We start from the raw sequence: 21,954 nt of genomic DNA on the forward strand, positions 1-21,954 counted from the left end.
TTGATGGAAAAAACTTTTGAACTGCATGAAACCACGCCGGACACCGCCGACCACTGCATCGCCTGCACCTGCTGCATCGCGAACTGCCCCGTGACGGAGGCCACGCGCGCCTTTGCCGGCCCGAAGCTCACGGGACCCGCACACAGCCGCATGAAGTTCGCCGAGGACGATATCGAGCGCAGTCTCGAATACTGCTCGAACTGCAAAAACTGCGAGATCACCTGTCCCTCGGGCGTGCGCGTCGCAACGCTCAACATGCTGCAGCGCGGCGAATACTACCGCACGCACAAGCACTCGCAGAGGGACGACATGCTCGCGCACGGCGAGCGCATGGCAAAGCTCGTGCGCTCCCTGCCCTTTGGCGCAACATGCGCCAACATCGGCATAAAGATCGGCAAGGCGCTCGGCATCTTCGCCGCCGTCGGCATCGCGGGCGAGCGCGATATGCCCGCCTTCGCGCCCGATTCTTTCTACAGCATCTTCGCCAAGATGGAGCAGAAGCCGTCGGAAAAGAAGGTCGTCTTCTATCCGGGCTGCTACATCAACGACTACGAGCCGGAGATCGGCCGCGCCTTCATCAACGTCATGCAGAAGAACGGCTACGAGGTCATCACGGACAAATCCTTCATCTGCTGCGGCGCTCCCATGGTCGCCTCGGGCTACCTCGACGAGGCGCACGAGAACGCGAAGAAGAACGCCGAGCGCATCCTCGCTTGGAAGGCGAAGGGCATTCCCGTCGTCGCCTGCTGCACGAGCTGCTCTTTGATGCTCAAGAGCGAGTACCACGAGCTTTTCGAAGACTCCGAGATGCGCGAGATTTCCTCGGGCATTTACGACGCCTTCGAGTTCCTCGACATCATGGAGGAGCGCGGCGAACTCAGCGAGGACTTCGCCCCCATCGAGCGGCGTTTCTCCTATCATGCGCCGTGCCATCTGCGCGCCCAGGGCATCGGGCTGCCGTCCTTCAACTTCCTGCAGCGCATCCCCGGCCTTTCTATCGAGAACCTCGCCGCCGGCTGCTGCGGCATGTCGGGAAGCTTCGGTTTCAAGGGCGACAAGTACGAAATCTCCATGAAGGTCGGTGAGAAGGTCTTCGAGCGCATCGCCGAGGTCGGCGCTGACACCGTCGTCTCCGACTGCGGCACCTGCCGTCTACAGATCCGCCACGGCTCGGGCAAGGCGACATGCCACCCCATCGAAATCCTCGCGCAAGCGTATGGATATAAATAAGGAAGCATATCCTTGCTCCCTCAAGTCTCCTGCAGCCCGATATGACGAGCCGCCAGGGAAGGAATCTCACCCGGAAGGGAGGCGGTCATCAAGGAACGCGAAGAAGGCACCACCCCACAGTTTCATCCAACGAGATCTGCCCGGCGATGCAGCAATGCGGCACTGGGCAAGGGGAACAGAGTCGAGAAACGAACGAAAAGGAGTGGCAATATGGGACAGAAATACGTCATGGCGCTTGACGCCGGCACGACGAGCAATCGCGCCATCATCTTCGATGTGGATTCCAAGATCGTCGGCGTCGCACAGAAGGAGTTCACGCAGCACTTCCCGCAGCCCGGCTGGGTCGAGCACGACGCGGAAGAGATCTGGAGCTCCATGCACGAAGTCATGCGAGAAGCTCTCGAGCAGTCGGGACTCGTCGCGAGTGACATCGCCGCCATCGGCATCACGAACCAGCGCGAGACGGCGGTCATCTGGGACAGGACGACGGGACGGCCGATCTACAACGCCATCGTCTGGCAGTCGCGCCAGACAGCGGATATATGCGAAGACTTGAAGCGTCAAGGTCTCGTCGATGAGTTCAAGGAGAAGACAGGACTCGTCATCGACGCTTACTTCTCGGGCACGAAGGTCAAGTGGATCCTCGACCATGTGGAAGGCGCACGCGCACGCGCGGAAAAGGGCGAGCTTGCCTTCGGCACGATCGACACATGGCTTCTTTGGAAGCTCACGGGCGGTAAGGAGCACAAGACAGACTACTCGAACGCATCACGCACCTTGATGTTCAACATCAAGACGCTCGAATGGGACGAGGCACTCCTGAAGCATCTGACCGTGCCGAAGAGCCTCTTGCCCGAGGTTCGCCCGTCGAGCGAGGTCTACGGTCACACCATTCCGTCCATCATCGGCGCTTCCGTTCCCGTCGCAGGCATGGCGGGCGACCAGCAGTCGGCGCTCTTCGGTCAGAATTGCTTCTCTCCCGGCGAGGCGAAAAACACCTACGGCACGGGCTGCTTCCTGCTCATGAACACGGGCGAAGATCTCTGCATGTCGAAGAACGGACTCGTGACGACCATTGCCTGGGGACTTGACGGCAAGGTCGAATATGCGCTCGAAGGCTCGATTTTCGTCGGCGGCTCCGCCATCCAATGGCTGCGCGACGGTCTGCGTCTCGTTGACTCCGCCCCCGACTCCGAATGGGTCGCGAAGAAGGTCAAGGATGCCGGCGGCGTCTACATGGTGCCCGCTTTCGTCGGTCTCGGCGCACCGTATTGGGACATGAATGCGCGCGGCATGATCATCGGCCTCACGCGCGGCACTACGAAGGCGCACATCGTTCGCGCCACGCTCGACTCCCTCGCCTATCAGACGCGCGACGTGCTCGGCGCGATGGAAGCCGACTCGGGCAATCGCCTCGCCGCGCTCAAGGTCGACGGCGGCGCTGTAGCCAACAACCTCCTCATGCAGTTCCAGGCTGATCTCCTCGGCGTTCCCGTCGACCGCCCGCAGATCACGGAGACGACCGCCTTGGGCGCCGCCTACCTCGCAGGTCTTGCCACAGGCGTCTGGGCGTCGAAAGAAGAGTTGAAGAAGAGCTGGCAGCTCGACACGCGGTTTACTCCTTCGCTCGACCAACAGGAAGCAGACAAGCTTTACAAGGGTTGGAAGAAGGCCGTCGAGCACGCTGCGAACTGGCTCGCGGATGAAGAATAGGAGGGTGCAAAGATGTACGATAATCTTCTCGGCGAATTTTTCGGCACGCTGGTCCTTATCGTCTTCGGCTGCGGCGTTTGCGCCACATGCTCCCTCGAAGGCTCCAAGGGCAAGGGAGGCGGCTGGATCTGCATCGTCTTTGGCTGGGGCTTTGCCGTGACCTTCGGCGTATTCACCGCCATCTCGCTCGGTGCGCCGCAGGCTGACCTCAATCCTGCCGTCACCATCGGCAAAATGCTTGCCGGCGTCTACAACTTCCAGCAGTTCCTCGCGACTTCCGTCATCCAGATTCTCGGCGGTATCGCAGGCGCCGCCATCGTCTGGCTCGCCTATCTGCCCCATTTTGAAAAGACGCAGGACAAGGCGACGAAGCTCGGCCTCTTCTGCACGGCGCCCGCCATTCGCTGCGCTTGGAAGAACTTCCTCTGCGAGTTCATCGCAACCTTCTTCCTGCTCTTCATGATCTGGGCAATCTTTGCCAAGGTCAACGGCCCGTTCGTACCCGGCTACGGTCCGTACATCGTCGGCATCCTCATCGTCGGCCTCGGTTTGAGCCTCGGCGGCCCCACGGGCTACGCGATGAATCCTGCGCGCGACCTCGGCCCTCGCCTCGCCCACTTCCTCCTGCCCATCGCGGGCAAGGGCGGCAGCGACTTCGCCTACGGCTGGATCCCCGTCATCGCCCCCCTCGCCGGCGCCGCCGCCGCCTACTTCGTAGCGCACGGCATCGGCATGCTGTAAGAGGTATAGCCAAATTTCTCCCTTGCAGAAAAAAGAACAGACCTAAGACCAACTATATGTTATAATATAGTTGGTGCTGCTAGAACGGTAGGCGGTCGATTCTTAGCCCCTGAAAGGGGGCGCTGCTTATGGAACTGTACGATTTTCTGTCGTTCGTTTTCCTCGTAACGATTTCCATCGTTGCGTTAAAGGCAAAATAAGAAACCCCGCCTTCGGCTCACAACTGTAGGCGGGGTTTCTTACTCAATCTTCACGAGGGGCTGACCGTTTACCAGTAGCACCTTCTTCTACACTTATTATACAATGGGATACGATATACGTCAAATCCTCTATGCGTATATAATATCGTCTCGTTGCACATAAAAGCCACAAAGCCCTCTTCCTATGATATAATGTCTGTGACGGCATCATACGGAAGGGGACTTTTCCTATGCGCAGGAGATACATCCTTGCACTCGATTCGGGCACGGTGAAGAACCGCACGGCGATTTTTGATGAATGGGCGAATCTCGTCGCCCTCGTGAAGAAGGAATTAAGCGTCTATCACCCGCAGCCCGGCTGGGTCGAGCAGGATGCAGATGAGATCTGGGCGGTGCAAATTCAGACGGCGGAGCAGGCGATTCGCGAGGCGGGCATCAAAAAGTCGGAAATCGCGGCGATCGGCATCACGAATCAGCGCGAGACGACGGTGATCTGGAATCGCCATACGGGGCGGCCGATTCACCACGCCATCAGCTGGCAGTCGATGCAGTCGAAGGAGATTGTCGAGCGCTTCCGCAAGAACGCCGATCTCCTGGAAGAGTTCCGCCAAAATACGGCGATGGTGCTCTCGCCGTATTTCTCCGTCAGCAAGATCTGCTGGCTCCTCGACAACGTACCCGGCGCACGCGAGCTGGCGGAAAAAGGCGACCTCGCCTTCGGCACGATCGACAGCTGGCTTCTGTGGAAGCTCACGGGCGGCAAGGTGCACGCGACGGACGACTCGAATGCCTCGCGCACAATGCTCTACCACCTCGCACATGGCACATGGGACGAGACGCTCCTGCAGCATACGCGCATCCCGCACGCCCTCATGCCGGAGATTCATTCATCCTCACACGAATACGGCATGACCTCGCCTGCTGTATTCGGCACGGAGATTCCCATCAGCGGCATCCTCGGCAACCAGCAGGCCGACCTCTTCGGACAGTGCTGCTTCACTCCTGGCACGGCGAAGAACACTTACGGAGAAGGCTCTTTCTTCCTCCTCAACACGGGCGATCGCTACGTGCAGTCGCACAACGGACTCAACGCCACCGTCGCCTGGAAGCTCGGCGATCATGTCACTTACGCGCTCGAAGGCAGCATCTTCGTGGCAGGCGTCGCACTCGAATGGCTGCGGCGCGGACTCAAGATCCTCGACTCGCTCGAAGAATCCGAATGGATCGCCAAGCGCGTCACGGACACGGCGGGCGTCTACTTCGTACCTGCCTTCCGCGGCCTTTCCGCACCCTATTGGGACAGCGAGACGCGCGGCATGCTCATCGGGCTTTCTGAGGACACGCGCCGCGCTCATCTCGTTCGCGCGGCGCTCGCCACCATGGCATACCAGGTGCGCGACGTCTACGAAGCGATCCGCTCGGATGCGGCTCTTCCCATCGAGGAGCTTCGCGTATCGGGCGGCGCGAGCCGCAACAATCTGCTCATGCAGATGCAGGCGGGCATCCTCGGCCTTCCCGTGCGCCGCCCCGTCGAAAGCGAGACGACGGCGCTCGGCGCCGCCTACATGGCAGGTCTTGCCGCCGGGCTATGGAAGAATACGGAAGAACTCGCTGCCCTCTGGCAGGAAGACGCCTGCTTCACGCCGCACTTCAGCAAAGAAGAGCGCGAACACCTCTACGACGGCTGGCAGAACGCCGTCTCCCACGCCATGGGCTGGCAGGGCTGAGCAAACAATCTCAAAGACTGCATTCTCTCACCTTGTTGATGAAATGCAGTCTTATTTCTATTTTATAGGAAGAAAGATGTTCTTATACAAAATAATTCTTTTTAGTTATTATCTTATAAAGATATTTCATAGGATATGATTCCCAAATCAGGCAGGATATGTTCAGAAAAAACAGAAGGATATAACTACTCAGAAAAGCGTCCATAAAGATGTACCTTTCAGAAGAGGAGATGATAAGAAAATGGATGCAGCAACATTGACCTTGGCGGTACTCGGCATTGCCGCCTTCTTCTTCGCCACGGAAATCATCCCGCTGGCGGTGACGGCGATGGGAGCGGCAATCGCACTGGGCTTTCTCGGCGTGCTGACACCCGCCGAAGTGTTTGCCGGCCTGTCGAATTCCACCGTCGTATTGTTCGCGGGCATGTTCGTCATCGGTGCAGCAATGTTCCAGACGGGTCTTGCTCAGAAGATCGGCGTAGAAGTGGTAAAAAAATCGGGCACTGACGAAAAGCGGCTGATGGTCGCCTTGATGGTCATAACGATCGCCCTGTCCTCGGTTTCGTCAAACACGGCGACCGTCGCCTGCCTGATTCCCGTCGTCATGCAGATCTGCGCCGCCGCGCGGCTTCCCGTCGCCCCTCAGCTCATGGCACTCGCCATCGCTGCGAACGTCGGCGGCACGATCACGATGATCGGCACACCGCCGAACATCTTGATGAGCGCAACCTTGGACGCGAACGGCCTGACGCCCTTCGGCTTCTTCGAGTTCGCCTGGATTGGCATCCCCTTGTCCATCATCGGCGTGCTCTACATGGTGTTCATCGGCAGTCGCCTCTGCCCGCACACTATGTCAGAAAGCGAGATGGACGACAAATCTTCCGAAGCACCCAAAGATGCGCGGAAGATGATCATCTGCGCGGCGATCCTCATCGCCACGGTCATCGCGATGGTGCTCGAAAAGCAGATCCACGTCCCCATGCAGACCTCGGCGATCGTCGGTGCCCTCGCCTGCGTGCTCACGGGATGCGTGTCGGAAAAGCAGGCATATCAGGGCATTGACTGGACGACGATCTTCCTTTTCTCCGGCATGCTTCCCCTGGCAAAGGCCATGGATACGAGCGGCGCGGGAAAGCTCATCGCGCACAGCGTCCTCGACCTCATCGGCACGCATCCTGCGCCCATGCTGATCGTCGTCTCCATGTTCCTGCTCTCCTGCGGACTCACGCAGTTCATGTCCAACACGGCGTCTTCGGCGCTCCTCGCCCCCATTGGCATTTCCATCGCTCAATCGATCGGCGTGTCGCCGCACCCCGTGCTCATGGCGATCGGCATCGCCGCCTCCTGCGCCTTCACGACGCCCGTCGCCACGCCGCCCAACACCTTGGTCCTGGGCCCCGGCAAATTCCGCTTCATGGATTATGTGAAGATCGGCGTGCCGCTCGCTGTACTTTCTCTCATCGTATGCGCTGTTATCATCCCCGTGGTATGGCCGTTTTAGCTGAAAGGAGCTTTCTATATGAAAAAAGAGCTGTTATTGAGCAAACTGCAAGCCTTCGATCCCGAAATCTTCGCCCTGCTGCAGGATGAAATCCAGCGTCAGCGCTACATGCTCTCCCTCGTGCCAAACAACAATGCCATGTCGCCCTTCGCTCACTATCTGGAAGGCAGTCTGCTCGCCAACAGCGCCTTCGATGCACAAAATCCGAATGCAAACAGCACAAATCTCGAAGAGATTGCCATCAAGCGGGCGAAAAAACTCTTCGGCAGCGAGCATGCCATCGTCCGCCTCGGCAATATCGGCGCCGCTTCGCGTGTCGTCTGCCTCGCGCTGCTGCAGCCAAACAGCCGCGTACTTTCTTTCAATCTGCGCAAAGCAGAACATTGCAGCGGCCTCAGCTTCACCTTCAAAAACTTCGGTATAGACGCAAAAAAACAAGTTCTCGACTGGGATGAGGTCGAGCAGACGGCGGATGAGACAAAACCTCATCTGATCATCTTCTCTCCCGTCAGCTACCCGCGCAACGCGAATTATCGCCGCCTCTCTGAGATTGCGCGAAAAGTCGGCGCATACCTTTGGGTGGACATCGGGCAGAGCGTCGGCCTCGTCGCGGCCGACCTCCTTCCTTCCCCCGTGCCGTTCGCCGATGTCGTCACGTTCCCCACGAATGATTCGCTGCACGGTCCGGACGGCGCCATCGTGCTTTCCACGAAGGAAATCAGTCAGAAGCTCGATAAAACCGTCATCAATACGGGGCATACCTCACTCCATATCAATCATATGGCGGCATTGGCCGCGGCCCTCTTGGAAGCTGGAACAGAAACCTTTCGTCAATACGGCAAACAAGTTCTCGCCAACAGCAAGGAGCTCGAACATGCTTTGGAAAGGAGCGAAATCCCCCTCCTCTGTGACGGCACGGACACGCATCTCGTCCTGCCGCTGCTCCCTGTAGAACTACAGGAAATCGATATAACGGAGTATCTGGGAAAGGCCGGTTTCCAGGTCAAGGCAGACCGCGTACCGACCATGGCGAAGGACATCTTCCTTCCCGCTCTGCGCCTTTCGAGTCTGACGCCAACCATACGCTCCTTGAAGGAAAAAGAGATTGCCGATATCGGCGCTCTCCTCAGTACCGCCTTGGAAAAGAAACTGCCTGATGCAGATCTTGAATCCATCCGCAACCAGATTGCCACGCTTGTCATGAACAAACCCATCTTTTCCGAGGAATGGCTGACGAGCAGCAAGATGGGGTCGCACGCTTTCTACAACAGTGCAAACAGCAGCGCGGCGCACGAGGCCGCCTCCACGGAAAAGAAGAACATCATCAAGAATTTCTTCCATCTCAAAAATTGAAGTCTCTCTCCCGTTTGACGTTCTCTCCCCCTTTGAATGCTTGAAGCAAAAAGAATCCCCAAGCCAGAGACTTGAGGATTCTTTTCTATTTCGTATGGTGTGCGACTGATGATGCGTCAAACCGTCGGTGCAATACCGAACTGCATGGCGATAAGCATCGTGATGATGCAGATGACGTAGTAGATCGCCCATGGCACGATGTCCGTTCGGATCAGCTTGCCCTCGATGCCCTTGATCGTGATGACGCCCGTCGTGGCGGCAGCAGCAACGATGTTGTTGATGCAGATCATGTTGCCGATCGCGCCGCCCTGATTCTGCAAGGCGAGGATGACGGTCGGCGGGATGTTGAGGAGCTGCGCCGTCTGGAACTGCAGCGGGGAGAACATGATGTTCGACACCGTGTTCGAACCGAACATGAACGCGCCAACCGAACCGATGAAGGTTGCGAAGTAGAAGTAGTTGCCGCCCGCAAGCTCTGCAACGCCCTTCGCCATCGTCAGCAGCATGGAGTCAAGGCCGAGGCCGTTGATGCTCGAATAGCGGTACATGTAGACGAGACCGAAGCCGAAGATCAGGGCGATGGTCGCACCATAGACCTGGTTTGCGGACTTCGAGAAGATTTCCTTGACCTGCGTGCCAGAAAGGCCATAGAGAGGAATCGAGAGAAGAACGATGAGGATGAACGGCGCGACGCCCGGGTTGTTGAGGATCGCGAAGTTCCATGCGGCTTCCGGAACGCCGAGGATGCCCTTGACAGAGATGACGACGCTCTTGATGGGTCCCTTGAGACCGAGCTGCGGGATGCGCGTGAGGATCAGCCACAGAGAAACGAAGAGGTACGGAATCCAAGCCTTGAAGAGCGACATGTGCGGAATATCTTCCGTCTTCTTATCCTTCTTCTCATCGCTCTCAAAGCGCCAGACCGTCTTCGGCATGAGGAAGCCGGCTTTCGCTGCGCCGATGAGCACGAAGATCGTGATGGCTGCAGCCGTCAGCGACGTGATCTCCGAGCCGATGAACTTGGCAAGGAGGAGGAAGAAGATGTCGAAGACGACAGCGGCAAAGAGGCAGAACGGCAGGACAGGCATGGCATCCATGAAAGACTTGTTCTTGCCGAACATGCGCGTGATGATGCCGACGACAACGAAGATGATGAGGAGCGCGCCGACGGCCATGCCGAGCGCCGAGATGAAGGAAAGTCCGAGCTTCCACGCCTCGAAGTCGGTGATGCCGATCGTGGGCAGCATCTCCTTGACGATGTCAGCTGCCGCATTCGTCGGCGTGCCAGCTGCACCGAAGGGAACCGGCGTCGAGTTCAGGATGAGGCAGGAAATCGCAGCTGCCATCGGAGGAAAGCCCAAGCCAATCAGCAGAGGGGCCGCAATCGCCGCCGGCGTGCCGAAGCCCGCCGCACCTTCGATGAAAGCGCTGAACGCAAAACCGACGATGACGAGCTGGATGCGCGCATCCTCCGTGATGCCATTGAACATGCCCTGGATGCGGTGCATGGCACCCGCCTTGTCCAACATGTTCATCAGCAGGATCGCGCCGAAGATGATGAGGAGCGTATCAATAGAGCCGAGGAAACCCGCTACAGAATACGCAGCGATGTCCAAAACCTTCATTTCCCAGGCAAAATAACCGATGACGACAATGACTGCCCAAGCGATCGGCAGAACCTTCTTCGCTGACATGTTGAACACAACGGTCAGCACGATGGTCAGCAGAATAGGTACTGCTGCGAGCAAAGCTAACATGAATTTCAACTCCTATCCAGTTTTCAAAGATTCGGGACAACTTGCGTCCCTAGGCATCGCAGCCGTTTCGATGCTACCCGCAGGCTGTCTGCAGGAAGCATCGAACGCTGCCAAACTGCGGTTTTACATCAAGCTCATCTTCCCCTTGCCGCGATATTTTCCGCAAGAATATCGGCGACGTGCTTGATCTTGATGTTCGGCGCCTGCTTGTCGAGACCGCCGCCGATCTGCATCATGCAGGCCGGGCACGCGACCGCGCAAACCTCGGCACCCGTGTTCTTGATGTTGTTGACTTTCTTCTCGAGCAGCGGCATCGAGATCTCGACGTACTTGACGCCGAAGGCGCCCGCCATGCCGCAGCAGTGGTCGGCGTCCTTCATCTCGACGAAGTCGATGCCCGGCGTTGCCTCCAGAAGCGCGCGCGGCTCCTTGTAGATGCCGAGACCGCGGCGGATGTGGCACGAATCGTGGTACGTGACCTTCTGTCCACCAGCAGCCGCAGGCATTAGGCGGCCTTCCTTCTCGTAGAGCTCCGCGACGAGGCTCGTGAACTCGCGAACCTTGCTGGAGAACGTCTTGACCTTCGCGAGCATGGCAGGATCGTCCTCGAAGATCTCGACGTACGTCTTCTCCAAGGTTTCCGTGCAGGTCGGGCAAGCCGAGAAGATGGCATCGGGGTTCGACGCGAGAAGCGCCTCGATGTTCTTCTTCGCGAGCTTCCTTCCCGTATCACGGTCGCCCATGCCCATCGCAGGCTTGCCGCAGCAGCTCTGCTCCTGCGGGAAGGTCACGGCGACGCCGGCATCCTGCAGCACGCGCACGGCGTTGACTGCCGAATCAGGGAAGACGAAGTCCATGTTGCAGCCCGTGAAGAAGACGACGCGCATCTTCGGATTCTGCGGGTTGTCCTTTTCGAGCGCCTTGGCGCGGTCGCGGAACGGCGTATCGGCGATGGCGGGCAGACTGCGGTTGTCCGTCATCTTCGCAAAGAACAGAGGCAGATGGCGAATGAACTTGCCGCTCGTCATCGGCTTCTGCGCCTTCGCGCCGATCCTCAGAAGCGTATGGAAGACCTTGCGGTTCGTGAGGATGTTCTGGAACACCGTCTTTTCTGCAAACGGCATGCCGTTTTCCTTCACGTTCCTCGAGCGCAGCTCATCGATGATGTCCGGGATGGGGATCTTGCCCGGGCAAATCTGCACGCACTTGCGGCAGCCTATGCAGAGATCGCTGAACTTCGAGAAATCCTTGAGACCGTTGTCCAAAAGACCCGTGAGAATCGCCCCGATACCGCCCGAGTAGATATGCCCGTAGACGTTGCCGCCGACGAGTGTCCAGATCGGACATACGTTGAGGCACGAGGCGCAGCGCACGCACTGATAGACCTCGTTGAGCTTGGGGTCACGCGCAGCGTCCAAACGGCCGTTGTCCAGGAGAATGACATAGAGCTTGCGGTTTTCCTCTACCCACTTGCCGTCCTTCTTGTAGATGACGGGCGTCGGCCCCGAGATGAACGTCTCGTAGCTCGTCGCCTTCTGGCACGTGCCATTTCGCGGCAAGAGGCGCAGAATCTTGGAAATATCTTCAACCTTCGGGATGAGCTTCTCATAGCCAATGAGGACGACGTTGATGCGCGGCAAAGTCGTCGTGATGCGCGCATTTCCTTCGTTCGTCACGAGACCGGTCGCACCGTTCTCGGCAACGCCGAAGTTCGCGCCCGTGAAGCCGAGATCCGCCTGCAGGAACTCTTCGCGCAGCACCTGGCGCGCCGTCTGAACCATGAAGGGGATGTCGCTTGGGATGTCCTTCTTCAGTTCCTTGGAGAAGAAGCCCGCGCACTGCTCGCGATTCAAATGAATCGCCGGCATGACCATGTGCGACGGGTGCTGTCCCGCGACAGAGAGCATCCATTCGCCCAAGTCCGTCTCACGGATGTGAATGCCATGCGCCTCGATGTCTTCGTTGAGGCGGATTTCCTCACTCGCCATGGACTTCGACTTGACGATGCGCTTGACGTTATTTTCCTTGCAGATCTTGAGGAGGTAGTCCTTGACCGCCTGCCCGTCCTTCGCGCGGAAGACTTCGCCACCGCGCTCACGGACGGCAGCCTCGAACTGGTCGGCGAGCTGGTCGATGTGCTGCACGGCATCGTGCTTCATCGCGCGCAGATCCTCGCGCAGAGCCTCGATGTCATACCCTTCGTACGACTTCAAGCGAGCGCCCGGATACTGCTCGGCGAATTTGCCGAGAGCGCCGCGAAGAATCGGGTCCTCAAGCTTTTCGTTGATTTCCTTGCGCAGATCGCGTGCCATCAGCCCTCACTCCCTTCCATATTTTCGATCGCAATGACGAAGAAGCGGCTCGGGCCATGAACGCCGAGCGTCAGCACGCGCTCGATGTCCGCCGTGCGCGACGGTCCCGTGATGAATCCGACGTAGCCGCGCTTGTAGACGCGCGAGATGATCTTCAAAGCCGTCGTGAGGTTTTCCGTCATATAGTTTGCATTGATGTATACGGCATGTACCGGCGGCAGCATGCCCGTGACGCGCGCCTCATAGGAGTAAGTATCGACACAGACGCCGCCCGTCTCGCCGACGCCGAATTCCGCGACAGAAAGGCCGAGGTCGGCTGTCGGTGCATTCTCCGCAATCTCGAACTTGTCCGTATAGATCGGCACCTCGGGCGTAGAAAGCTCCTCGTAGATCTTCTTGATGCCCGCATTATTGTCGCCGCACGTCGCGATGACCTTCTTACACTCGAACTCCTTGATGAGTTCCGCCGTCTTCGCCTTCGCCGCTGCCAGATCCTTCACGCGAAAGACTTCCGCAGCAGCCAGAGTGGCGTTTTTCTCAAAATCGTCCCAATATTTCGCATCGATGAGTTTGTCATCGAATGCTTCCTTGGGCCAATCCTGACAGATTTTCAGCATGGTCCATCCTCCTTGATTAAATTGTTTTAAAAATAAATAGTATATATTATTTCTTAAGAAATCCCCTTCTCCCGGGCTTGCCGCTCAAGATCGTGCAGGAGGCGGCCCGCACGGCGCTTTTCGCAGCAAGGCGGGAAAAGGGGCTTTCATAAGCTGGATTGTCTATCGGGAAGCGCTGCTTTCAGCTGCAGCTTCCACAAAACTTCATCATTTAGTCGCCAAAGGTGTAAATGCACCTTGACTGCATCTCCTCAGAAAAGCTTCGTCGGGTTCAGGATGCCCTTCGGGTCGAAGGCCTTCTTGATACCGCGCATGAGCTCGATCTTCTCAGGCGTATAGTTCTCGCCCATGTAGGACATCTTCGCGAAGCCGATACCGTGCTCACCGGAAACGAGACCCTTGAGCTCACGTGCCTTCTTATACATGCGGTCCATAGCATCTCCGAGGTTCTTCTTCCACTGCTCGTCGTTCATGTCGTCACGCAGGATGTAGATGTGGAGGTTGCCGTCGCCCGCATGTCCGAAGCTCTTGATGCGGATGCCCATGTCCTCGCGCACCTGATGCACGTATTCGACGAACGTGTTGACGCAGTCACGCGGCACAACGCAGTCGACCTCGTCCATCTCCGTCGTCGAGCCTTTGATCGCCTCAAGGAACGCACCGCGCGTCTTCCAGATCGGCGTCTCGCGCTCTTCCGTATCGGCGATAAAGAGATCGATCGCGCCCTGATCGAGGCAGATCTTCGCGATATCGTCGTAAGTGCCCGAAATCTCCTCCGTCGAGTTGCCGTCGAACTTCAGCAGCAGATAAGCGTCCGCCGTCTTGTCGGGGAACTTCATGCCGAGGAACTCTTCAGCGTCCATGATGACTTCGCGCTCCATGAACTCGACGGCCGTCGGGATGACCTTCGACTTCATGATAACGGGTACCGTATCGATCGCATGCTTCAAGGTCGGGAACGGCACGAGCAGCGTGACCGTCTTCTTCGGCAGCGGGATGAGCTTCAGCGTCGCCTTCGTGACGATGCCAAGCGTTCCCTCTGAGCCGATGATCATGTCCTTGATGTCGTATCCCGTCGAGTTCTTGACGACCTTGCCGCCGAGGTTCATGATCGTGCCGTCCGCCATAACGACTTCCAGGGCGCGCACATAGTCGCGCGTGACGCCGTACTTGACGGCGCGCATGCCACCGGCGTTCGTCGAGATGTTGCCGCCGATCGTCGCAGACTTCTCGCCCGGATCGGGCGGGTAGAAAAGACCATGCGGCTCGACGTAAGCATAGATTTCCATGATGAGCACGCCCGGCTCAACCGTCAGCGTGAGGTTCTTTTCATCGAGCTCAAGGAAGTGGTTCATGAGTGTCGTATCGATCATGACGCCCTTGTGCACGGCGACGGCTGCGCCGACGAGTCCCGTGCCAGCGCCGCGCGGCGTCACAGGCAGGTTGTTGTCATAGCAGTACTTCATGACCTTGGAAACTTCTTCCGTCGAGAGTACGCGTACTACGACGTCCGGATAATGCGCCTCGGCGCTCAACTCGTCATGGCTGTACTCTTCCTTGATCTCATCTTTCCAAAGAAGGCGCTCGCGCTCAACGATCTGGGCAAGAGCCTCGAAGTCTTTTTCGTCGAAAGTCTTGTAGTTACTCATGCTACAACGGCCTCCCCTTTCTTGATCTTTTCGATCAGCTGCGGAACGATCTCATAGATGTCTCCGACGATGGCGTAGTTTGCCACATCGAAGATCGTAGCCTTCGGATCCGAATTGATGGCGATGATGTTTTCCGAGTTGTTCATGCCAGCGACGAACTGAATCGCGCCCGATACGCCGCAGGTGATGATGAGCTTCGGGCGAACCGTGCGGCCCGAAAGACCGATCTGATGTTTCGCATCGAACCAGCCGCTTTCCATCATCGGACGCGTGCAGGCAACCTGTGCGCCCAAGAGCTCTGCCAGCTCCTCGATCATCGCGAGGTCTTCCTTCTTCTTGACGCCGCGGCCTGCGACGACGAGAATCTCGGCGTTCTCGATGCTCTGCTCCTTCGGCTTCTTCGTCGTGCCGTGCACTTCGACGCGGTTCTTGAGCTTCTCGGGCGCCACCGTGAACTCCTCAACCTCGCCGGAAAGTTCTGCGCTCCTCTCGGGCGCGTTCATAATCTTGTAACGCACCGTGCACATCTGCGGACGATGGTTCGGCGTATGAATCTCCGCCATGATGTTGCCGCCGAACGCCGGGCGAATCTGGACGAGATCCGTGTTTTCCTTCATGTCGAGAATCGTGCAGTCCGCCGTAAGTCCCGTCTTGAAGCGGGCTGCGATGCGTGGCGCAAGCTGACGACCGACCGAGGTCGCACCGACGAGGATCGCCGTCGGCTTCACCTTGTTGATGAACGCTTCAAATGCCGACGTGTACGTCTCGATCTTGAAATACTTAAGCTCGGGGTTGTCGCAACAGAACACCTTGTCCACACCATAGTGTCTGAGTTCATCGACGCGTCCCTTGATGTCGCTGCCAATGAATACTGCATACACAGGATGGTTGATTTTTGCCGCGAGTTCCTTCGCCTTGCCGATGAGTTCGAACGTGACGGGGTGAATCACGCCTTCCTCATGCTCGACGTAAACGGCGATGCCCTTCCAATCGTCCTTGTTGACCGAGGGCTTCACTTCATCCTCGACGAACTCCATGACGCCCGCAGGACCTTTCTTCACGCACAGCTTACAGAGCTTGCAGCCCGCGTTGATGTCCAGTTTGCCGTCTTTGTTTTCCAGTGCATTGAACGGGCAGACGGCGATGACTGCCTCCATAATCTCCGCGCTGGTAATTTTATCTTGATGAACAATGAGTTTCCCCATGTGCATTTCCTCCAGTTCTTGTTCGACTCCCTCCAAGGCGCGTCTTTCGCGCCATGCGGGCAGTTTCTTCGACTTGGTTCAAACGATCAGGCGATGAACTTCTTCTTTTTCAGCATGCCCATAATCTTGTCCGTGACTTCTTCCGCTGTGCCCGTCCACGAAACCTGCTCCTTGTCGGATGTCGGCGGGAAGATGCGCTGCACCTGCGTCGGCGAGCCGTTCAGACCGTAATGGTTCTTGTCTTTGTCCGCCATGTCCTGAAGCGTGAACATCGGAATCTCTTTCGTCTCCGTCGCCTTCTTCTTGAGATACGACGGCAGACGCGGCTGCACGATGTCCTTCTGCACCGTGATGAGGCACGGGAACTGAACCTTCAAGTGCTCGACGTCCTGCGCCATCTCCATGTCAACCAAGATGCCGCCGTCCTCGACGCCCTTGATCTTCTTGACGTTGCAGACACAGGGCAGATCGAGCGCCTCGGAGACCTCAGGCCCGACCTGAGCCGTATCGCCGTCCGTCGTCTGCAGGCCGCAGATGATCAGGTCGAACGTGCCGAACTTCTTGATGCCCTGCGAAAGCGTGTAGCTCGTCGCGAGGACGTCTGCACCGCCGAACGAGCGGTCGGAAATGATGACGCCTTCATCCGCACCCATGGCGAACGCTTCGTAAAGGACGGCCTTCGCCTGCGGCGGTCCCATCGTGATGACACTCACGCGCCCGCCGTACTTCTCCTTGAGAAGCAAGCCGCACTCGAGAGCAAACAGGTCGTACGGGTTCATCTTGGAATCAGCGCCGTCGCGCTTCAAGACGCCCGTCACCGGATCGACTTCAACCTTGTTCGAGCCCGGGACTTGTTTGATACATACGAGAATTTCCACAATTACCCCTCCGTTTATGATAACATCGCTAAAAGCCCTACATCGTTTATGATACTATAAACCCGCGCAATAGGCAATAAGATTTTTCTGGTTTTTTTCGGAAAAATTCTGCTTTTCACGCGTTTCCTCTTGACCACGGCGCAAAAAAATAGGGCTTTTCCGCCTTGCGCCTATTGTATTCGCTATGCGCGACGAAAATCCTTCTTCGGAAAATAATTTCCTTTTATCGAGATATAAATCTAATATAATTCTGTCCTCGCATAAAAAGCGGGGCTGCTGCACGGTGATCTCCATACAGCAGCCCCGCCTGTCCTCTACCACTTTTCCTTCCAGCCAAAAGAGGCGCGTTTGCCGTCGGCGTCGTAGATTTCGATCGGCGAGAGCGTCGTCTTGCCGTCCTTCTTGCGGAACATCTCGGCGCGTGCGCGGTAACCATCGCCGAGATCGATCTCAAGGTTGCCGAGCCGAAGGTCGTGCCACGCACTGTCGAAAGTACCCGAAAGGCTCGCAAACGGCACAACCCAGCGGTACGTCCCCGCGCCTGAGCGAAAGCTCCCGCTGTACTGGGTGCGCCGCGAACTGCCCGACGAGTGAATCGTGAGGTCAAGCTCCACTTTGCAGTCGAGCCATGCGTTCGGGAAGCCTTCCGCCGCTTCCAATCCCTCGCCTTTCCCGTAAAGATTCCAATAGCGCGTGTCGAGGTCGTAGTCGCCGTAGGCGTACAGCTTGCCGCCGAAGACGTCCGCCGTGACGTCGGTGAAGTCAAGGCGAGCGTCGTGCCAGCGCACCGTTCCCTCAACGTTTCTGAACTCAATGCCCGGGATACGGAGCTTCTTCATGCGCACGAAGCCTTTGCCCTCCATCGCTTCCAAAGGCCCGGTGAAACGCACGGAGAGCGTCATCTTGTCGCGAATGTCCATGCCGAATCCCAACGAACTCGGATCGACCTCGCTGACGAGCACGGAAAGGTCGGCGACAGGGCGATCTGCCTCGCGCATATCGACCGCGCCATTGAGCGTCATTCCGATTCCCTTCATCGTGCCGCCGAGTCCCACGACCGATCCCTTGACGGCGACTTCCTCTGACGTGTTGATGTCGGCATGTACTTCCATGCCCTGCAGCAGGTAATGGCGGCGACGATAGAAAAGCTCACCGCGGCAGTTCGTGAGATCGAGCTTCAGGCGCAGCTTCTTGCCCTCGCGGTTGAAGTTTTTCAGGCGCTCCTTCATCGCCTCCTTCCTCTTGGCTCGCGCTGCCTCGCCGAGCGCCTTGAGCTCCGCCTCCGTCATGTCTTCGCGCCTCGCTCTACGTTCTTCGGCGCGTTCCTTTTCCTCGCGCTCCTTCTCCTTGAGTCTTGCCTCCTCCAACGCGTCAAGTTCCGGCGAATGGCGCAGGAAATCGAACTGCATGTCGTCGTCCAAGGCCATCGAGAGCACGGCGCCGTCCAAGGTCAGCTCCTGAATCGTCGTCGACTTCAAATTTCCCGTGAGGACATCGTAGGGACGCGCACGAAAACTGCCGCGCGGCACAAAAAGGATCGTATTGCCCTCCGGATCCTTCCAGTCGAGATTTTCAAAGCGCACCTCCCCGAAGACGTTCGCATGCAGCTTCTCTACCGTCACCGTGCCGCGCAGCATCGTCTGCTCGGTCATCGCATGGTTGAAGATCAGCGCGGCGCTGCGGCTCAACACGAAAAGGTCGGCAAAAACGAGAATCGCGGCGAGAAACATCGCCGCGATCAGACCTCGAATTATCTTTTTCCTGCTTGCTGTAAAGCGCAGCATCAGGCGAGAACCTTCTGCAGGTACGCCTTGATTTCTTCCCCGTCTTCCATCTTCATGACGTCGGCGAGGATCTCTTTGGCCTGCACAGCGGAAACGGCGCGCAGCTTTTCCTTGACGCGCGGAATCGACGGCGCGCTCATACTGAGCTCGGTCAGCCCCATCGCCATCAAGAGGACGGCAGCGTAGGGATCGCTCGCCATCTCACCGCACATGCCGCACCAGATGTCATTGTCCTTCGCGGCGCGCGCCGTGCGCTCGACGAGGCGCAGGACGGCAGGATTGAAATGATTGTAGAGGTACGAAATGCTCGAATTGCCGCGGTCAACGGCGAGCGTGTACTGCACGAGATCGTTCGTGCCAATGCTGAAGAAGTCGACGTACTTGGCAAGCTCGGGCGTCATGATGGCAGCCGCCGGCGTTTCGACCATGATGCCGACCTGCACGTTTTCGGAGAATGCCTTTCCCTCGTGCGAAAGCTCCAGCTTCGCCTCGTCGACGAACTCCAGAACCTTCTTGAACTCCGCGACGTTGATGACCATCGGCGCCATGATTGCCGCTTTGCCGTAGACGCCGGCTCTAAGAATCGCCTTGAGCTGCGGCAAGAAGAGATCCTTCCGCTGCAGGCTGATACGAAGCGCACGGTAACCGAGGAACGGGTTGTCCTCGGGAGGAATATTGAGGTACGGCAGAGGCTTGTCGCCGCCGATGTCCATCGTGCGGATCACGCAGATCTTGCCGCCGCACTTCTCGACGGCTTCTTTATACGCCTTGAACTGATCGTCTTCCGTCGGGATGTCCTGCCTGCCCATGAATACGAATTCCGAGCGGAACAGTCCCACGCCCTCTGCACCATAAGTGAGCGCCGCGTCAACGTCCATGTGATTGCCGATATTGGCGCAAAGCTCGACGCGCACGCCATCCGTCGTGACGGCAGGCAGAGGCGCTAACTCGGCGTAGTACGCCTTGCGCTCCTCCTGCTGCTTGATCTTCTCGCGATAGTCCGCCAACGTCACCTCGTCGGGGCGCACGAAGATGTCGCCGCGCTCGCCGTCGATGACGACGCATGCGCCATCAGGGATCTCCGCCAGTCGCTCGCCAATGCCGACGACCGTCGGAATCGCGCGCGCCTTGGCGATGATGACGGCATGGCATGTCGTGCTTCCCTGTCCCAAGATCACGCCGGCGATCTTGTCCGTTGGGATGTTGGCGATGACGGACGGTTCGATCTCGTGCCCGCAGAGGATCACGGGATCGTCGCCGATCTCCGGCTCCTTGACGCCAAGAATGTACTTTGCGATGCGCTTGCCGACGTCGCGGATATCGGTAGCGCGCTCGCGGAAATACGGATCGTCCATCTGCTCAAAAATTGCCGCTTGTTCCTTCGCCGTGTCGAGCACCGCCAGAGGAGCATTCGCGAGCGTTTCGATCTTCGTGTGCATCGTTTCTTCCATCATCGGATCCTGTGCGAGCATGCGGTGCGCTTCAAGAATAGCCGCCTGCTCCGCCATCCCCTTCGCCTGCAGCGTCTTGATATTCTCCTGCAATACGGCGACAACAGCCTTAATGGCATCCTTGATTTTCTGGTTCTCAATGTCCTTGTTGCCGGGCGTATATCCTTTAAGGTGGCCGTCAATGTTCTGTCCTGCCATCATGATCGTGCCGATCGCAATGCCGGCGATGACGCCCTTGCCGCGCAAACTTTCTGCCATATGCTTCTCCCCCATTCATGGATCGTTCAGATGTCGCACAACGATTTTGATGAATTCTTATAAAAAAGCTCCGGGGCATAAACGAACATCTCCCCGGAGCTTCCCTGATTACTCCTCGCCGAACTTCGTTACGATAAGTTCTTTGAGAGCCGCCACAGCATCTGCCTCATCGGGGCCGTCCGCCTCAATCGTGATTTCCGTTCCCTTGGCAAGTCCCAGGCTCATGAGCATGAGGATGCTCTTGGCATCCGCCGTCTTGCCCTTCGCTTTGACCTGCACCTTGGACTTGAATTTTGCAGCCGTCTGTACAAAAACGGAAGCCGGACGCGCATGGATTCCCGTCTTGTTCTCAATCGTCAATGTTGCCTCTGTCATCTGAATCTCTCCTTACCAAAAAAAGAACAAAGCAAAACCTCACATCACCAAAACAGCGCAACTTCCAAACAAGATGCACTGTCCCGTGAATCCTATTCAATGTATAATATTCGCCGTCCGTCCGACATTCCCTTTTTGCAGAGAAAAATTTTATCAAAAGACTTTAACGAAGCAGTTTTTCAAAAACTGCGGCAGGAATTCAAGGATAGGCGTCGAAATAGCTAATGTCAGGGGTTCTGCAAGCAGCCCCCAGCCCCTGCGGACGCAAAGGCGTCTGCGGAAAAACTTATCGAAACGAAGCGTGGTGATAGGTATTGACGTTTTTCCTGCTTGCTGTCGCCATCATGGCGGCGAGTATCCTCTTTCTTCACCGAATCGCCATTTTCTTTGACTGCCCCATCAAGTACAAACCCTTGATTCTCTGCGCAGTCATGGCCTTCCTCGTGAATTTTGCGACGCTCAACATCTCATCCTTCTTGACGGCAACGCATTATGCAATCATCCTCATCTTCGTACTTACAGCATCCTTGGGCGTCACCTTTTACAACGCTCGCCTGCTGAAGAAAGAACGTCTTGCAGCTTCTGCCGATATACGCGGCGAGCCTGAGGCGGAGGAAACCAACGAAACCGATGCCGACAAGACGACAGTCGGCAAAGTTGACGCAATCGAGGCAACTGCTGAAGAAGCGACCGACGAAGACGCGGCGGCTGAGGCAAATGCTGAAGAAGCGACCGACGAAGTCGAGGCGGCTGAGGCAAATGCTGAAGAAGCGACCGACGAAGTCGAGGCGGCTGCGACAACTGCTGAAGAAACTGTCGACGAAGACGCGGCGGCTGAGGCAAATGCTGAAGAAACGACCGACGAAGTCGAGGCGGCTGAGGCAAATGCTGAAGAAGCGACCGACGAAGTCGAGGCAACTGGGGCAAATGCTGAAGAAGCGACCGACGAAATCGAGGCGGCTGCGACAACTGCTGAAGAAGCGACCGACGAAGTCGAGGCAACTGGGGCAAATGCTGAAGAAGCGACCGACGAAGCCGAGGCGGCTGAGGCAAATGCTGAAGAAGCGGCCGACGAAGTCGAGGCGGCCGAGGCAAATGCTGAAGAAGCGACCGACGAAATCGAGGCGGCTGCGACAACTGCTGAAGAAGCGACCGACGAAGTCGAGGCAACTGGGGCAAATGCTGAAGAAGCGACCGACGAAG

17 protein-coding genes are annotated in these 21,954 nt (G+C 57.5%); 7 read left to right on the forward strand and 10 right to left on the reverse strand.

Annotation, left to right across the window (positions count from 1 at the left end; all coding sequences use genetic code 11):
- Positions 1 to 3 precede the first annotated feature (3 nt).
- From HMPREF1153_RS09480 to HMPREF1153_RS09505, 6 genes are all read left to right on the forward strand, one after another.
- Positions 4 to 1,230, forward strand: coding sequence for an anaerobic glycerol-3-phosphate dehydrogenase subunit C (locus tag HMPREF1153_RS09480; RefSeq protein WP_009646732.1), 1,227 nt, complete (start codon positions 4 to 6; stop codon positions 1,228 to 1,230).
- Between the two features lie 210 nt (positions 1,231 to 1,440).
- Positions 1,441 to 2,943: a glycerol kinase GlpK gene (gene glpK / locus HMPREF1153_RS09485; protein WP_009646737.1), complete on the forward strand. Its 1,503-nt coding sequence runs from the start codon at positions 1,441 to 1,443 to the stop codon at positions 2,941 to 2,943.
- A 12-nt stretch (positions 2,944 to 2,955) separates the two neighbouring features.
- Positions 2,956 to 3,684, forward strand: a complete 729-nt coding sequence (locus HMPREF1153_RS09490; protein WP_009646745.1) for an MIP/aquaporin family protein — start codon at positions 2,956 to 2,958, stop codon at positions 3,682 to 3,684.
- Positions 3,685 to 4,114: 430 nt separating this feature from the next.
- Positions 4,115 to 5,611, forward strand: a complete 1,497-nt coding sequence (gene glpK, locus HMPREF1153_RS09495; protein WP_009646751.1) for a glycerol kinase GlpK — start codon at positions 4,115 to 4,117, stop codon at positions 5,609 to 5,611.
- Positions 5,612 to 5,852: 241 nt separating this feature from the next.
- Positions 5,853 to 7,112: an SLC13 family permease gene (locus tag HMPREF1153_RS09500; protein ID WP_009646747.1), complete on the forward strand. Its 1,260-nt coding sequence runs from the start codon at positions 5,853 to 5,855 to the stop codon at positions 7,110 to 7,112.
- A gap of 18 nt (positions 7,113 to 7,130) precedes the next feature.
- A complete protein-coding gene (locus HMPREF1153_RS09505) occupies positions 7,131 to 8,465 on the forward strand; it encodes a hypothetical protein (protein WP_009646735.1) in 1,335 nt (444 codons plus the stop codon).
- Positions 8,466 to 8,581: 116 nt separating this feature from the next.
- On the opposite strand, the gene HMPREF1153_RS09510 is transcribed toward HMPREF1153_RS09505, so the two are convergent.
- From HMPREF1153_RS09510 to HMPREF1153_RS09555, 10 genes are all read right to left on the reverse strand, one after another.
- Complete coding sequence (locus HMPREF1153_RS09510) at positions 8,582 to 10,222, reverse strand: L-lactate permease (protein WP_009646739.1); 1,641 nt, start codon at positions 10,220 to 10,222, stop codon at positions 8,582 to 8,584.
- Between the two features lie 134 nt (positions 10,223 to 10,356).
- Complete coding sequence (ldhH, locus tag HMPREF1153_RS09515) at positions 10,357 to 12,534, reverse strand: L-lactate dehydrogenase (quinone) large subunit LdhH (protein WP_009646756.1); 2,178 nt, start codon at positions 12,532 to 12,534, stop codon at positions 10,357 to 10,359.
- Entirely contained in the window at positions 12,534 to 13,151 is a 618-nt protein-coding gene (locus HMPREF1153_RS09520) for a LutC/YkgG family protein (RefSeq protein ID WP_009646748.1), read from the reverse strand. The genes ldhH and HMPREF1153_RS09520 overlap by 1 nt, the downstream gene beginning before the upstream one ends.
- Positions 13,152 to 13,402: 251 nt before the next feature.
- On the reverse strand, positions 13,403 to 14,800 hold the full coding sequence (locus HMPREF1153_RS09525; RefSeq protein WP_009646730.1) for an FAD-binding oxidoreductase: 1,398 nt from the start codon (positions 14,798 to 14,800) through the stop codon (positions 13,403 to 13,405).
- Positions 14,797 to 16,005 (reverse strand): electron transfer flavoprotein subunit alpha/FixB family protein, encoded by a 1,209-nt coding sequence (locus HMPREF1153_RS09530; protein WP_009646743.1) that lies wholly within the window; start codon positions 16,003 to 16,005, stop codon positions 14,797 to 14,799. The genes HMPREF1153_RS09525 and HMPREF1153_RS09530 overlap by 4 nt, the downstream gene beginning before the upstream one ends.
- An 86-nt stretch (positions 16,006 to 16,091) precedes the next feature.
- Positions 16,092 to 16,883 (reverse strand): electron transfer flavoprotein subunit beta/FixA family protein, encoded by a 792-nt coding sequence (locus HMPREF1153_RS09535; RefSeq protein WP_009646755.1) that lies wholly within the window; start codon positions 16,881 to 16,883, stop codon positions 16,092 to 16,094.
- 54 nt (positions 16,884 to 16,937) lie between these two features.
- Positions 16,938 to 17,177 carry a hypothetical protein gene (locus tag HMPREF1153_RS09540; protein WP_009646746.1) on the reverse strand — a complete coding sequence of 80 codons (240 nt, stop codon included), beginning with the start codon at positions 17,175 to 17,177 and terminating at the stop codon, positions 16,938 to 16,940.
- A 20-nt stretch (positions 17,178 to 17,197) separates the two neighbouring features.
- Positions 17,198 to 18,613 carry a hypothetical protein gene (locus HMPREF1153_RS09545; RefSeq protein ID WP_232208272.1) on the reverse strand — a complete coding sequence of 472 codons (1,416 nt, stop codon included), beginning with the start codon at positions 18,611 to 18,613 and terminating at the stop codon, positions 17,198 to 17,200.
- Between the two features lie 53 nt (positions 18,614 to 18,666).
- A complete protein-coding gene (gene ptsP, locus HMPREF1153_RS09550; RefSeq protein WP_009646725.1) occupies positions 18,667 to 20,376 on the reverse strand; it encodes a phosphoenolpyruvate--protein phosphotransferase in 1,710 nt (569 codons plus the stop codon).
- 108 nt (positions 20,377 to 20,484) lie between these two features.
- Positions 20,485 to 20,751 (reverse strand): HPr family phosphocarrier protein, encoded by a 267-nt coding sequence (locus tag HMPREF1153_RS09555; protein ID WP_006190627.1) that lies wholly within the window; start codon positions 20,749 to 20,751, stop codon positions 20,485 to 20,487.
- 314 nt (positions 20,752 to 21,065) lie between these two features.
- Here HMPREF1153_RS09555 and HMPREF1153_RS12140 point away from each other — a divergent pair.
- Positions 21,066 to 21,954, forward strand: an 889-nt coding sequence (locus tag HMPREF1153_RS12140; RefSeq protein WP_009646729.1) for a hypothetical protein, incomplete at its 3' end; no start/stop codon positions are given.

It is taken from the genome of Selenomonas sp. CM52, from assembly GCF_000292955.1.
Classification (GTDB): domain Bacteria; phylum Bacillota; class Negativicutes; order Selenomonadales; family Selenomonadaceae; genus Selenomonas.